The 14,264-nt window shown below is 55.6% G+C and carries 11 protein-coding genes; 3 read left to right on the top strand and 8 right to left on the bottom strand.

What is annotated here, in order from left to right:
* The 6 genes from V4U88_RS26800 to V4U88_RS26775 all read right to left on the bottom strand — a co-directional run.
* A partial coding sequence (locus V4U88_RS26800) for a DUF6531 domain-containing protein (protein ID WP_334076234.1) occupies nt 1-5,168 on the bottom strand: 5,168 nt, incomplete at its 3' end.
* A gap of 18 nt (nt 5,169-5,186) precedes the next feature.
* Nucleotides 5,187-5,570 carry a DUF4280 domain-containing protein gene (locus V4U88_RS26795; protein ID WP_334076233.1) on the bottom strand — a complete coding sequence of 128 codons (384 nt, stop codon included), beginning with the start codon at nt 5,568-5,570 and terminating at the stop codon, nt 5,187-5,189.
* Nucleotides 5,571-5,584: 14 nt separating this feature from the next.
* Complete coding sequence (locus V4U88_RS26790) at nt 5,585-6,097, bottom strand: hypothetical protein (RefSeq protein WP_334076232.1); 513 nt, start codon at nt 6,095-6,097, stop codon at nt 5,585-5,587.
* 17 nt (nt 6,098-6,114) lie between these two features.
* Nucleotides 6,115-7,230, bottom strand: a complete 1,116-nt coding sequence (locus V4U88_RS26785) for a pentapeptide repeat-containing protein (protein ID WP_334076231.1) — start codon at nt 7,228-7,230, stop codon at nt 6,115-6,117.
* Nucleotides 7,231-7,250: 20 nt separating this feature from the next.
* A complete protein-coding gene (locus tag V4U88_RS26780; RefSeq protein WP_334076230.1) occupies nt 7,251-8,756 on the bottom strand; it encodes a phage baseplate assembly protein V in 1,506 nt (501 codons plus the stop codon).
* Nucleotides 8,757-8,759: 3 nt separating this feature from the next.
* Nucleotides 8,760-9,419, bottom strand: coding sequence for a hypothetical protein (locus V4U88_RS26775; RefSeq protein ID WP_334076229.1), 660 nt, complete (start codon nt 9,417-9,419; stop codon nt 8,760-8,762).
* A gap of 509 nt (nt 9,420-9,928) precedes the next feature.
* Between V4U88_RS26775 and V4U88_RS26770 the strand changes: the two genes are divergently transcribed.
* Nucleotides 9,929-10,297 carry a DUF423 domain-containing protein gene (locus V4U88_RS26770; protein WP_334076228.1) on the top strand — a complete coding sequence of 123 codons (369 nt, stop codon included), beginning with the start codon at nt 9,929-9,931 and terminating at the stop codon, nt 10,295-10,297.
* 153 nt (nt 10,298-10,450) lie between these two features.
* Here the strand turns inward: V4U88_RS26770 and ung are convergent, their stop codons facing one another.
* A complete protein-coding gene (gene ung, locus V4U88_RS26765; protein WP_334076227.1) occupies nt 10,451-11,119 on the bottom strand; it encodes a uracil-DNA glycosylase in 669 nt (222 codons plus the stop codon).
* 126 nt (nt 11,120-11,245) lie between these two features.
* A complete protein-coding gene (locus V4U88_RS26760) occupies nt 11,246-12,079 on the bottom strand; it encodes a helix-turn-helix transcriptional regulator (RefSeq protein ID WP_334076226.1) in 834 nt (277 codons plus the stop codon).
* 122 nt (nt 12,080-12,201) lie between these two features.
* Here V4U88_RS26760 and V4U88_RS26755 point away from each other — a divergent pair, with 122 nt between their 5' ends.
* The gene (locus V4U88_RS26755) at nt 12,202-13,488 is read left to right on the top strand and encodes a Gfo/Idh/MocA family protein (RefSeq protein ID WP_334076225.1); all 1,287 of its coding nucleotides are present in this window, start codon (nt 12,202-12,204) and stop codon (nt 13,486-13,488) included.
* Between the two features lie 517 nt (nt 13,489-14,005).
* On the top strand, nt 14,006-14,264 hold a 259-nt coding region (locus V4U88_RS26750; protein ID WP_334076224.1), incomplete at its 3' end, for a helix-turn-helix domain-containing protein.

The following is a 14,264-nucleotide window of genomic DNA, read 5'->3' as shown; positions in this document are numbered from 1 at the left end:
CGGAACGGGCAATCGGCTCTCTTGCCACGGAGGTAAATTCCGCGGATATCCCCGTAAATATCCAATTCGGCGGCCCAAACGCGTTCCCCGTGTGCATCATACATTTCTACCGGGGTGCCCAGATGGTCGGTGATGATGCTGTACGTACCATTGGCCGTGATTTTGGCAGCCGGCCGGAAGGTTCCGTCCTCAAACACCCAGGTCGTCAGGCTCGCGGGGTCGGGTTCTTGTGCAGCAGCAGGTTGAGATATCAGGTACTTAAACTTTTCTGCCGCTCCTTGAGGTGCAACTGAATCAAACTCCGGTTTTTCCTCATACTTGTCCTGCGTGCTCTCCGCTGCCCACTCATGCAGAATTTGGTTCCCGTCCCATATATAGCAGTATACTACGCCGTTGAAGCGTTTCTCAATCCGGCGGCCCAAGCTGTCGTACGTGAACATCACTTCCTGGCCGTCCGGCCGCATGACTTTGCTCATCATGCCGTTGTCGTAATACTCGTAACGCCAGCGAGTTTTGTCCGGGTCCACCTTTTCGATCAGTTGGCCTTCCTCGTCATAGCTGTACTTCGTTCCTTCGAACTCCAGCAAGCGCCCGCCCGTGCCATATTTCCGGTCCGTACGCAGGCCGCAGCTGTACAGGTTCCCGACATCATCCGCCATGCGGAAGAGGTTACCGAATTCGTTGCTCGACCCAATCAAGGTGCCGAAATCGTCATAGTTATAGCTGATTTGCTTGCCGGTCAGTTCATTCGTCAGTGACTTCAGCCTAAAGTTGATATCCCAGGCATACCTTCTCTTCCGGCTTTCCCGACCGCCAACGTTTACGCTGTGCCGCTCCGGTCGTCCGACGATGTCGTATTGCCACCGGCTCACTACGCCGCCGGGGAGCAACCTTTCGATCTCTTGCCCCAACTTGTTGTAAGACATCTGTGCCGTCCATGGCATGGCCGTTTCCGTCGAGACCGTACCGGGGCCAGCCTGCTCTTGTCCCTGCCCTTTTTGCTCCGCCTGTAACTGGCTGATCTGACCCAGCACATCCCGGTCCATCCTGATCTGTGCACCCAGGCTGCTGTTTATTTCCTTTCGGTTGCCGAGTTCATCATACGTACTGGCGACCCAATAACGGTCCCGCCATTCCTTGATCAGGCGACCGGACGCATCATACTCCAGCTTGATCGCAGCAAACGGATTGGAGGTCTCCAACAAAGCTCCGATCCGGTTGTACCTGAACGTTTCGCTCAAACCGTCGCTATAGTCTGTCTGTGCCACACGGCCCATCTCATCATAGCTGAAGGCCGACCACCGGCCGCCGGGGCGCTGCACTCTCTCCAGCGTCCCACCCGGGCTGCGGACATATTGTCTGACAATGCCGTCAAACCCGGTTTCCCGCACAATTTCGCCGTTCGCGTCACGTTCAAGCACATACCGCTCACCGTGCTCGTTCACGACCGCCGTCAGCTCTTCCTCATTGTTGTATACCAGCTCAACCCGCTTGCCTTTGGCTTCGCGCCAGGTCAACTGTCCGAGCGGATTATACCCGAAAGTGACACGCAGCTTGGCATCCTCCGCGGCGATCACTTCCTCATACGCATTGTACCGCAGCTTGACCACATTGCCGTCCGGCAGTTCCGCGCGAACCACGCGGCCCAGCGCGTCATATTCCAGGGTTTGCTTTGCGCCGAGCGGATTCGTCTCCTGCACCATCTCGCCCCGGTGATTATAGTGCCATTCGGCACTCGTTCCGTCCGGCAGCGTCATCCGGGTTAAATTGCAGTGGTCGTCATAGGCCAGGGACGTGGCCGCCCCTGACGGATTTCGCACCTCGCGAATCCGGTGGCGTTCATCATACGCGAACGTCGCAACCGTCCCTTCGGGGCCGACGATTCTGTATAATCTCCCCCGTTCGTCATACACCCACGCCTGACTACCGCCTTCCGGGTCGGTCACCTGCAGCAACTGCCCCTGCTCGCTGTACTTATACTGCCAACTGCCGCCATCCGGCTGGACCATCCGCACCAATTGCCCGAGCTCGTCGTACAAGTACTGCGTCTTCCGGCCGTCCGGGTCCGTTTCGCTGAGCAGGTCGGCCGTATCGCTGTACGTATATTCAGTACGGCCGCCCAGCGGGTTGACGATCGCCGTACAATAATAGTCCGGGGTATATTCATACCTGGTCGTATGCCCCTGGCTGTTCGTCACCTCATTGTACCCGTCAAAATAGGCGATTCGCCCTTCCAACAACCCGTCTTCGCCCCACGTATGCACACAGCGCGCGCCGGTCGTAGGGCCGTCATAACGCCAGTAAAAATGGTACCCGTTGCGGTCCTTCTTCCCAATCAGCAGATGCTGGTCATAGGTTTGATACGTGGTCTGTCCCAGCGCGTCCGTAATGGCGACCAGATCGCCCGCTTCGTTATACCGGTACTGCACCAGCACCTCGCGTTGCTCACTCAGTCGGCTGTCCGGGTTTGTGCGGTACACATGAGTGACCTTCGTGATCCTCCCCGCAGCGTCCGTATCGACCTCCAGCACACGTCCCACACTGTCGATCACCTGCTGCAAAAAGCCCTGTTCATCATAATGCAGCTCAATCCGCTGACCAAGTTCGTTTTCCACCCGCACCAACTGGTATGGCACAGAGGTTTCTTCACCCTCCGCTTCGTCACCCGCCACCGGATGCAATGTTGCCCCCGCCGACACCGTCTCCGCTGCCGCTTTAGCCCCCTCCCTCGACGCCAAGCCAGGAGGGGATAACGCCCCAGGAGCCTCCGAGCCGAAACTAACCCCGGGCACGGGCGCAAAATAATACGTCAACCGCCGCTCATGCTCATACAGCGCGTAGTTGTGCCCCAGGCGGCGCAGTGTCAGCCGCTCGGCGCGGTTAAACGTCTCCACGCGGCCGCGGTGCAGCAGTTCGAACGCCGCCGCCCGGCCATCGCCGAGCAGCACCCCGATGCCCTCCTTCAGCACGGCGAGGCGCATATCGAGGGCATGATGCACGCCGTGACCGAGCCAGCCGCGGTACCCGCTGTCACTGATCCACCGGCGCTCCCAGACCAAAGGCAGCGGGCCGGGGAATTCAAAGTCCGTGGCCTGGCTCATCATCCGTCCGGTAATTAAATCCACAGGCTCAAAGCCCCATTTACAGAACTTCTCACTCAACCCTTCTGTACATTTGAAATTTTTCAGCACCTTGTGATTCAAAGCGGTCAGCGCTTTATGCAAACCGGATTTTTCCAAGGCCGCCTGCACCAGCTTGCCCGTTCGCTCCGCCAGCTCGTCCTGCATTTTTGCCAGTTTTTCCGCGACCTGCTTCTGAATGACATCGGTCTGGCCCACGACCTTTTTCGCGGCCGTAAGCACCTTGTCCATTTGGCTTTTGCCCAGCTTCAGGACCTTCTCCCCGCCAAACTTCACTACCGCCTTGCCGATCTTGCTCGCGGCCTTCCCCGCCAGACGGGCGGCGCCAAAGGCGTCCCCGACCCCGGGGATCATGCATACGAGCGACAGACCCGCGCCGACAACATCCCCGCGCGCCAGGCTGATTCCCGCGTTGAGCACATCGAACACCGCGCCGACGCCGGGCAGCATGCCCAGCACGTCCAGACCGGTCTGGATCTTGTCCCAGAACCCTTCTTTTTCCTTATCGATCTTCGCCTGCTCGGCTTCCGGATTGGTCAGCTTCTCAAACGACTGCCGATCCCGGCCTTCGGCCACAATGACCTGACCGGCGATTTCCACATTGTCGTTTATGATCATGCTGCCGCCCTTGCCGACGACGATGATTTCCTCTTCCGCGATCGCCTGAAACTGCTTGAACCCGCTAAAATCGATTTTCTCCGGTGCCATCCAGACGATGTCCTGTTCACTGTGCAGCTCGATCCCCGTGCCCTCATGAATCGACAAGAACAGCGAGCCCTCTTTGGCCGTAAAAGAAATGTCCTGCTGCCCCAGAACAAAATCCTTACCATAGCTGGTCGTAAACGACTTGACCGTGGAATCGGCCATTTTCTGACCGGCTTTGGCGGAGGCTTCTCCGCCGGCGGACAAAGGCGTGCGCACCGAATTGATCAGCATCGCGTCGTCCTCGTCTTTGCCCGGGAAATACAGTTTGACACGCGACCCCACCTGCGGCATCGTATGCAGCAAATGGCTGAACGGCGAAGAATAAGGGAACCAGACGGCTTCGGCTTCACTCTGCTCCGGATCGATATCCAGATGTACTTTGGCCATATTGGGAGCAACACCGATAACCTTGCCTTCTAACGCCAGCCCGACCAAATACGGATTGTACCGCTGATTTTGCCGGATCCCTTCGGGCAGCGCACACAAATAATCAAACTCGAGAATGCCTTTACGGAGTTCCGCCTCCAACCCCATGACCGTAAACCACACGCCGCCAAGCTCCACCTGATCACCCAACTGAAGCAGTTGCTCCAGCCTGACCACACAACGGGTAAAAGAGTTCTCCCGCAGCCTTTCGTTCGGCGCCGCGATCGCGGTCAGGAAGGCATCCACCTCCCGTCCGAGCCGGTAGGCCGTCCCTTCCGGCAGCTTCAACCGGCCGGACCGGGCGGGCGCTCCGATCCAGATCCGCGCCTCATCCCCGGAGACGTCCGGCGTAAACACCGCCCCCGCGTGGGAAGCGACCCGCCGCAGAAACTCCCAATCCGTCTCTTCGTACTGAAGCAGCAGCTTCCCGATTGGCCGCGACGTATCGAACGCATTTTCCTGAAGGCGGTGGCTGTAAGGCGATAACACTTCGTCGATCACTTCGCGGTAGCGCATATTTAGCTGCTGAAACGAACGGCTTTTCCGTTCGATATCCAATTGATAGGTTGGCGAAATCACGACCAGTTCGATGTGCTGATTGTTTTGCACCTCATGCAGTTCAAGCTGATGAAGCTGTCCCAGAAACAGCGGATAGTCCGGGAGACCGTCCCCGCCGTGTCCCCATAATCCGACGCGGTCGCCACTGCTTGCCCGCTCGACGATTTCTTCACCGTTATGCTCCGGCAGTAATCCCCGCAGCATTAACCGCGCGTGATCGCCCGGGTGGCGGATGATCTTGATCCCCTCCAGGCGAAGCCGGCCGTACGGCCATGTTAGATATAGATCTCCAATCGTAAGGCTCGCGGGCTCACTTTTTTGTACTTTTTGCTCCAGCATGCCGTTCCTCCTTTCCCTTTATTTCTGGCCGTCGTCTTCCACATAAATGATGCCGTTCTCATGGTGTGCGCAAGTGACATAAGAGCAGCTTAGCAGCGCGGGCTTGCCCTCAACCATTAAATCCGGCTTGCCGTTTACCCACTCCATATGCACATCGGGCTCGCACGGCTTGTCCCTCGCTTCGCATACCCCGAAGGTGGAAATATTGTCCTCGACCTTGCTGTCCCCCACATTCATCAGCGGTTGACCTTTTATGTACATGCCGTGACTCGTCGGCAGGTTCAGCATGTTCGGATGACTGCCGCACGCACAGCGTAGCATCGCCCCGCGCACCACGTAGCTGAACTCCTCGGTGGCCGCCTCCTGCACAACCGTGCGTGTTCCTTTTGCAGATGCCATCATTTAGTCCCCCTCACTTAAAATTCCGATCCACCGTCCACTTCCACGGGGATGAAGTGCAGCCCCGAATAAGCCCGGCGCAGCAGACTTTCGGCCACGTCCAGATGGACGATGACCTGCCCTTCCGCGCACAAGATCCGCTCGCTCCGCAGCCACCTTCCGTCCAACACGCATGCGGTCACATGACCGAGCCGGTCGCGTCGGCTTCGATCCGATAACACTTCCCGCTCCCTCGGTTCCAAAAACCAGTACAGCTCCTGCCGCTTGGCCTCTTTGGCCGTCAAAATAACGGAGGTCCAGTTCAGACCGGCTTCATACAATTCCAACAGCTGCTTCATCCGGTTTGACACCATACGACGCGGCTTCTCGACATAATCGAGGAAACGAACCTCCGCATCTTCCCGCACATACAAACTGTTGCTCGTCTGCCCGCCGCGCTCGCCGCCCGTACCGCTTAAACCATCCCGCCGGCCGCCGATCACGAGCAGCGGTTTGCTCCGTTCATCCTGCTCCAGCAAAAAATAGTGCACCGCCACATCCCCCCTTTCTATTCATTCGCCGGAACGGGAACGCCGCTGTCGTCCTCTTCCATCCAGACGACGCTGCGTTTCTGTTCTTCGCTAAGCCGCCAATGGACGGCATCCCGCTTCAGAATCGCGGCTCCGGCCATATGCGCTCCCCGGAAATCGGCCCCGGCCAGATCGGCGTACAGCAGGTTGGCGCCCTCGAGATTGGCGCCGTTAAAGCGAACGCCGCCAAATCCGAGCACCATCCCTTCGTGGATAAACCGTTCGCCGCCCACGGTTTCCGTCAGTCGGGCGCCGCGCAGATCGCTGCCGCTAAAATCGGCATCGTACAGCAGGCTCTGACTCAGGTCGGCGCCGGTCAGGATGCCGCGGCTAAAATCGGTGCCGATGCAGACGCTCCGATTTAGACGAGCCCCGCTAAAATCGCTCCGCTCACAATGGCTGTAGCGCAAATCGAGGTCCTCATAATTCCCTCCGCTCAAGTTCAGGCCCCGAAAATCGCTGTTCATGTAGCCATTCGGCCATTTTTTCTCCAGCCACCGTTTCAGGGCCGCCGCATCCTTGTCCGCCACGTTTTCCTTCCAGATTGGTTCGCTGAAATCCTTGTATTCCCCGGTACGGAATCGGAGTACACCGGACCGCTCCACCTGCCGGAACTCCGGCAAGGCGATCAGCTGCGGCACGAGCCGGCGCACCCATTCTCTGACATACTGATGCAGAACCGTGATCTCCCGCAGCAAGATCGCTTCCTGCTCCATCTCGGGCACCGTGCCGGACAGCTTTGTGCCGAGTTCCCGCTTAAAAGAATGCAGCAGCGGATAAAGCCACGACAGCTCAATCATCTCCACGCATTCGTTCCGGTCGACATACCAGCGATCATCGTAAGCTTCCATGCTGTACACCAGCCTTCCCAGCAGCAGCCAGGAACGTAAATAAGAAAAATGAACAAATGCGATTCCGGCCTTCGTCCCGTCTTCCTGCTGCCTGCGGATGCGTAAGAAGAGCCTGCGGAACGCCGCGATCAGCTCGCCGTTATGCGCCTCCATCCTCCCGGCTCGCCAAAACTTGTCGGCTTCTTGCAGCAGCGCATCCCGCAGCCGGGTAACCTCTCGTTCTACCGAATCCGTCAAGGTCAAGCCCATCCCTCCTCCTAATCCTAGTTGTTCCGCACCTGGTTTCCTTTGAGTACGACATCGTTCTCGATCACAAGCGAACTGTCCTTACAGCTCATTTCCACCTTTTCGCTTGCCGCCAATGTGATATTCTTCGATTGCAGAATCACATTTTCCGTCGCGGTTACCTTGATATCCTTGCTGCTGGTCAGCGTGATGCCGTTCTCGTCCTCCAGCAAAATCGATACGCCGTTCCCCGAAATCATAATGTAGTCCGGTGCCAGCACGATCACTTTGCCGTTCTTTGTTTTGAGCGTTTTGATTTCCGGGTCCTGCATCGGATCGCCGCCGGAACCAGCCGAACCGCCGGAGCCGCCACCACTCGCACCTGCACCTGCGCCCGAGCCCGCTGCCTCGCCGGCCCCTCTCCCGGCTGGCCCGCTTCCCGGGGTCCCGCCCGCTTTCGCCACCGAGCTGGTGGCAAAGGCGTCCTTCTCCTCATGCGTCGGAAAATATACCCGCACCTGGTCCCCCTGCTCCGGCATGAAGTACCAGCCCGCATTGTCCGCGGACGCATAAATCGTCGAGTACGGCAGCCAGCAGGCGCCTCCTTCATCCTGTGACGCGTCCATGTTCAGATGCACCTTGACCGTGTCCTTGCTGACGGCCAGCACCTTCCCCTGAACCGAAGCCCCGACGATCGTGCTGTTATATTGTTTGGGAACGACCAAACCGCCCTCTCTGGCGAGCGTATATCTGCGCTTTAATTCTCCTTGTTCCAGCAGCATCCCGACCTCGCTAACAAGCAGCTTTTTCCCGGCAAATTCCACCTCATGCCCGAGATCCAGCACCTGGGGCGATTCTACCTCGTAAAATACGAAATCATGCTGCGAGACCCCGGGAATACGGGCGCGCAGCGCACGCTGATACAGATCCATCCGCTTTTTGACGCGGTAATTGTGCACGGTCAGCTTGCCTTTGCCGCCGAGCCGAGGGAGCCCGATATAGCACAAAATCCGCCCATCCATGGCAGCCGGGACCACCCCCGTGTAAAAATGCGAAGCCAGCCGCTTAAGCAGTTGCCAATCGCTTTCCCGATACTGCAAAATCATGCTTTCCAGCGAGGAGCCGTTCGAGGCATAATCGATGAAATCGGCCTGGGGATAAGCGTCGACCACCTGATTCATCACGGACCGGTAAGCGAGGCCGATCTGCTGGAAAGAACGGTCCACCGGCTTGACGTCCAGCTTGTAGGTGGACGATACCGCCCGGGCGGAAATGGAGTACACCCCGTTCACCATTTGAACTTCCACATCCAGGATCATGCCGTGGAACAAAGTCACCCGCTTGCCTTCCCCGTCGACTTCTTTCACCACGATCTCCGTCTGCGCGTCGGCCATCTGTACATAACTGTCCTTGCGGCTTTCCGGAACGATCCCTTTCAATGTCAGTCTTACATGTTCGTTCATCCGCTTCTCGATCTTCAGTTCCTGAAGTTGCTTGAGCTCAAACGGCTCGATCACAATGTACGAATTCTGCGTTCCTTCCATCTTTTAGCCCTCCCCTTCGCCTTCCGGTCCGCTCACCTGCAAGGAAGCCATGATGCCATGGGCGATCGGACGCCATAGCTTCATCTCTTTCTCCATGCAATTCACCCCGAAGAAGATCCCTTTTTGTTCCCAGGCCATAAAAAAAGTCAAGTTATAGATATTGCCATCCATCGCCGGAGACACCAGCTCATAATAACCGGCCAATTTTTGGGGTGGCGGCAATTCTTCCGCCGTATTGGCCACGCCCAGTTCCAGCACCCCGTCCGACAGCCAGGAAGCATTGGGCTGCATGCGTTTCAGCATCTTGAGCAGTTCCTGCTGATACACCTCCAGCTCATCGTCAAACAGCCGATTGACCGTGGGGTTGACCGTAACGTTCGCCGTCAGGGAATCATTGGTGTAGATCAGCTTGGGCCTCCGGTCGGACGGGTATTTGATCCGGGCATAGGCCTCCGGCATTTCGGTAAAAGACGCCGGCAAGCGCAAGCTCACCCGTTCCGGAATCACCTCCAATACGGCAAATTCCATCGTCTCCTCTTCAAGTTCCAGCTCGCCGGACCGGACCGCTTGGGTCACTTCCGGAATGGAAAGCCGATGCTCTCTAAGCTGTTCCCGCTCCTGCCGATCCTCCTCCCGAATCAATTTGAGAAACTGTTCATCCATAAATGGGGTCATGCAAGCACCTCTTCCGCCTATGTACTCTTTTTCGGCCAAGCCGACTTCGCCTAGCCTCCGGCCTAATTCCGCCAGCTACAAAAAAACAGCGACGTTCCCGGGGTGCACATGCCTAGGAAGCAATCGCTGTAGATGCCGTGCCAAAGTCAACGACTAAGCACTTATTTATGTATATCGGAATAATATTCCAATTGCTTTACACATTTCTCCGTAATTTGGGCCATTTTCCCAATACGAAATAAAATTAAAAAATTCCCTATATAAGTTGAACTTAAGATTTACCAATAGGCTAGAGTGTGAAATGATTCTGGAGAAGCGAAGCGTTCGCCTTTGTGACTGGATTTCAACCATTTAAAATTAATTAAAGAAATCCGGGAGCAACAGCGATCGGAAGAACATTTCACACGGCGGCCACACATGTAAATCAATAGTTCAATTTATATAACAATTGCCCTTATATCTCGCGGTAGAGTAACATAGTAGCGAGGTGATCGATCATGCACACATTGCTCGCACTCGGCGGAATCATGATGTTTCTTGCCGTGGCGCTTGGCGCTTTCGGCGCGCATGCCTTGAAGCACAAGCTGACAGGGGATAAGCAAAAAACTTATCAGACCGGTGTCCAATATCATTTGGCCCATAGTTTGGGGCTGCTGCTGTTGGGGATCCTTGCGGGGGAAATCGCCGACCCTTCCCTGATCATTTGGGCCGGATGGCTCCTTTTGGCCGGTATCGTATTATTCTCCGGGAGCCTATATGCCCTGAGCATTTCGGGCATCCGTAAACTCGGCGCGATCACCCCCTTGGGCGGCCTCTGTTTCCTGGCGGGCTGGCTGATCGTCGTGATCGCCGCTGTAAACGGGTAGGAGGGGAGCTACAGCCCTATGGCATAATTAACGGGAGGAAATCCCGTTAATTCCATTCCCGATGATCGGCTCTCTGCCGCCCCAGTCGAACTTGGCGCAACGCAAATAGACCGACTGCCTGCAAAGACAGCGGTCTATTTACCATTTTCTATTTTACATGGTTGGCAAAGTCCAATCGATCGGTCCCAGGCCATGCTCCTTGAGAAATTCATTGGTCTGCGAGAACGGCCGGCTGCCCAAAAAACCGCGGTGCGCGGAAAGCGGACTCGGATGCGGGGAGCGGATGACTTTATGGCGGCGGCGGTCGATAAAGGCACCTTTCTGCTGGGCATAGCTCCCCCAAAGGATAAACACGAGCGGTTCATTGCGCTCATTCAGCTTCATCATGATCGCGTCCGTGAACCGCTCCCAGCCAAGTCCTTTGTGCGAATTGGGCTGGCCCTCACGCACCGTGAGCACGGCGTTCAGCATCAACACGCCCTGCTCTGCCCAATGCAGCAGATATCCGTGATTCGGAGCCGGGATCCCGAGGTCGGATTCCAGTTCCTTATAGATATTTTGCAGCGAAGGCGGAATGCGCACCCCGGGCATGACCGAGAAGCTGAGTCCGTGCGCTTGCCCCGGTCCATGGTAAGGGTCCTGCCCAAGGATGACCACCCTCGTCCGCTCATAAGGCGTCAGCTTCAGCGCCGAGAAAAGCAGCTCTTTGGGCGGATAGACGGTATGCAGCTTGTACTCCCTGGCCAACGCGTATCTTAACTCCTGAAAATAAGATTTCTGTGTCTCTTCCTGCAAAACTTCATCCCAATCATTTCCGAACATATCGTTTCCAACCTCCACTCCAACCTCTCTAGTATTCCATTCTAGCGAAGCCTGCGGAATCTAGCAAACAAAAACCGACTTGAGAGCCTGCCAGGCCCAAGGCAAAGCCTATAGGCGGCAGCCGGCTCAGTCCCTTTTCTGCTTACGGTACTGCAGGGGGGAGCGGCCGGTAATTTTTTTGAATACCCTCCCAAAATGGGCGATACTGTCAAAGCCCGCTTCCTCGGCGATTCTGGTAATCTTCCAATCCGTCCGGGCCAATAGAGTCTGCGCCTCGCGAACCCGTATGTAAGTTAAGTATTCGACCACGGTAAACCCGGTAACCTGCTTGAAAATCCGGCACAAATAAGTGGTCCCGATAAAAAAGCGCTCCGCAATGTCCTCAAGCTTCAATGGCTCGGCATAGTGCCCATTCAAATATTCCACGATCCGGTAAACCCGCTGCTGCCGCTCCGTATTTTCCGGCTTAACGGGCTCCGTCCTTGTCTCCCGAATCCGGCCGAGCAGAATCAGCAGCTGGGCCAGCAACGTCTGGAGGTACGGACCTTGCCATAGTCGGCCTTCCTTTTCTTCCCGCAGCATCAGAAACAACAAGTCCGCGATCCTCCCCTGTTCCTGGACGCTCGGCCGCAGCAAATAACTTTCGCCCCGGAACAGAGGGAGACTCCCCAGTCCCATCTCCAGAAAGGGCCGAACAGAGGCATCGTCGAAATTGACCAGAATCCGTTCATGCGGGTTTTCGCCCTTCCCGGTGGTCCGATGAAGCTGATTTTTATGAATGAATACAATGTCGCCCGCCTGAAGGGCATATACCCGGTCATGGATGTAGTAAAACCTTTCCCCGGCCAACAAATAATAGATTTCATAGGTATCGTGCATATGGTTGGAGTCCATATTAAACGGCCCGGTACGTTTCATTTTTTCAACACTCAGAATCGGCGCATGAGCCATATACGTCATCCTCCGCATTCAAATCGGATAATATATGCATACTTTTTCACCGAATAAGCAGGAAATGTTTAGAAATTTGCATTTTATATACTATAAGATAGATCCAAGTTCATGTAAATGGAGGGATCGTCTTGGTTAAAAAGAGATACGCGATCGTGGGCGTTGGCGGAAGGGCGGAATTTTTTTACAGCGCGCTGGCCACGACTTATAAGGAAACCACGGAACTGGTCGCCATCTGCGATGTCAACCAAACGCGAATGAATTATGCGAACGAACTGTTGAGAGACAAGTACGGTTATCCCCCTGTTCCCGCCTATAAAGCGGAATACTTCGAGAAAATGATCCGGGAGCGGACACCGGACGTGGTTCTTGTATGTACGATTGACCGGACCCACCATAAATACATCACCCACGCGATGGAGCTTGGCTGCGATGTGATTACGGAGAAACCCATGACCATCGATGCGGAAAAGTGCCGGGATATTTTCGAGGCGATCGGGCGAACGGGCCGGCAATTACGGGTGACGTTCAATTACAGGTATGCGCCGCATAATACGAAGATCCGGGAGTTGATCCTGGACGGGGCGATTGGAGAGGTGCTGTCCGTCAACTTTGAATGGCTGCTGAATACCGAGCATGGAGCCGACTATTTCCGCAGATGGCACCGCGATAAACGCAATAGCGGAGGCTTGCTCGTCCATAAATCGACCCACCATTTCGACTTGATGAACTTTTGGCTCGCTTCGCAGCCCGATACGGTTTTTGCGATGGGAGATTTGCGGTTCTATGGAAAGGAGAACGCCGAGAAACGGGGAGTCACGCAATTCTATCAACGCGCCTACGGAAGCCCGGCGGCCGAGAGCGATCCCTTCGCCCTTCACCTGGACCGGAATGAGCATTTAAAGCGGATGTACCTTGAGGCCGAACATGAGGACGGGTACCAGCGGGACCAAAGTGTCTTTGGCGACAACATCAGCATTGAAGATACGATGAGCGTGATGGTGAAATACAAAAATAAAACCGTCATGAACTACTCGCTCAACGCCTACATGCCTTGGGAGGGGTTTATCGTTGTGTTTAACGGAACCCGCGGACGCCTGGAGGTGCGCGTTACGGAACAGTCCTACGTCAACTCCGGCGGAAAGAAGGAGAACGAAGGCGCGCTTGGAGGCATCCGGATGACAGTCTATCCTCATTTCGGAGAGCCTTATCGGGTAAGCATCGAGCAGGGCGCGGGCGGCCACGGCGGAGGTGACCCCCTCCTGCTTCGGGACCTGTTCGGCCATGCCGAGCCCGACCGGTTCAATCGGTCCGCTTCCCATATCGATGGGGCGCTGTCCATTATGACCGGTATCGCCGCCAATCGGTCCATGCAAACGGGACATCCGGTGAAAATCGACGAGCTTTGGAAAGGCTGAAACTGGCGTATTTACAACTCGGAAAGAGCACCAGAAAATGCCATAGCAGATGCAATTATGGTATAATGAATAGGCAATAGAAAAGGCGAATAGACCGCCCTCATCCAAAGGTTGCGGTCTATTTCTGACTGTCAAGCCGTAAAGCCGCCGCCCTTAAAAGCGGCTATTGCATCCGGAACCGTGTTAGCTGCACGGTTCCCTTTGCATTGTTCGTATCTTCTACCCAAACTATACCACGATTGGATCAAAATCAAAACCACCCGTGTGAACGGGTGGTTTGCTCTAAGGCTATAAGCCTTTATTACCGGCTCGCGTCTAAAGGCGCTAGCTTTCACTACGTTCAAGCTACTATACCGCTGCCGCTTTTGACTACCCCATGAAGGGGTGCGATTATTACTAGCACCCCGTCAAACAACCTTGATAACATAAAATCCCTGCATATCCTCTAAGGCCCCCTAATTAAACTGGAGTCTCCCTGCCCAATAATTTAAACTTAGGACAAAGGGAGATGATCGGTATGGGAAAAAGGTTGAATGAAGAAAAACGTTTAAAAGTTGTGAAAGAAGCGATGGCAGGTGTTAAGGTGGGGGTATTGGCTCGAATGTACGACGTCCACCCTGAGACTGTCCGTAGTTGGATTAGAGATCACCGGGACTCTATTTCGCCTGAAGAAATTCCTGCGGCAGACGAACATGTTCAAGAGTTGCAACGCCTGCAGGAGGTAGAGCAACGCTACCAAAAGGCCGTTAAGGTCCTTGGTGAAAAAGAACTCGAAA

The sequence above is a fragment of the Paenibacillus sp. A14 genome (genome assembly GCF_036864815.1).
In the GTDB taxonomy this organism is placed as follows: Bacteria; Bacillota; Bacilli; order Paenibacillales; family Paenibacillaceae; genus Fontibacillus; species Fontibacillus sanfengchensis.
This window is presented reverse-complemented; position numbering and strand designations above follow the sequence as displayed.

What these genes read in the sequence shown, in the direction of transcription:
- V4U88_RS26795 (WP_334076233.1), bottom strand. Translation starts at nt 5,570, where the DNA reads ATGATGGCATCTGCAAAAGGAACACGCACGGTTGTGCAGGAGGCGGCC.
- V4U88_RS26780 (WP_334076230.1), bottom strand. Translation starts at nt 8,756, where the DNA reads ATGGAAGGAACGCAGAATTCGTACATTGTGATCGAGCCGTTTGAGCTC.
- V4U88_RS26775 (WP_334076229.1), bottom strand. Translation starts at nt 9,419, where the DNA reads ATGGATGAACAGTTTCTCAAATTGATTCGGGAGGAGGATCGGCAGGAG.
- V4U88_RS26770 (WP_334076228.1), top strand. Translation starts at nt 9,929, where the DNA reads ATGCACACATTGCTCGCACTCGGCGGAATCATGATGTTTCTTGCCGTG.
- ung (WP_334076227.1), bottom strand. Translation starts at nt 11,119, where the DNA reads ATGTTCGGAAATGATTGGGATGAAGTTTTGCAGGAAGAGACACAGAAA.
- V4U88_RS26760 (WP_334076226.1), bottom strand. Translation starts at nt 12,079, where the DNA reads ATGACGTATATGGCTCATGCGCCGATTCTGAGTGTTGAAAAAATGAAA.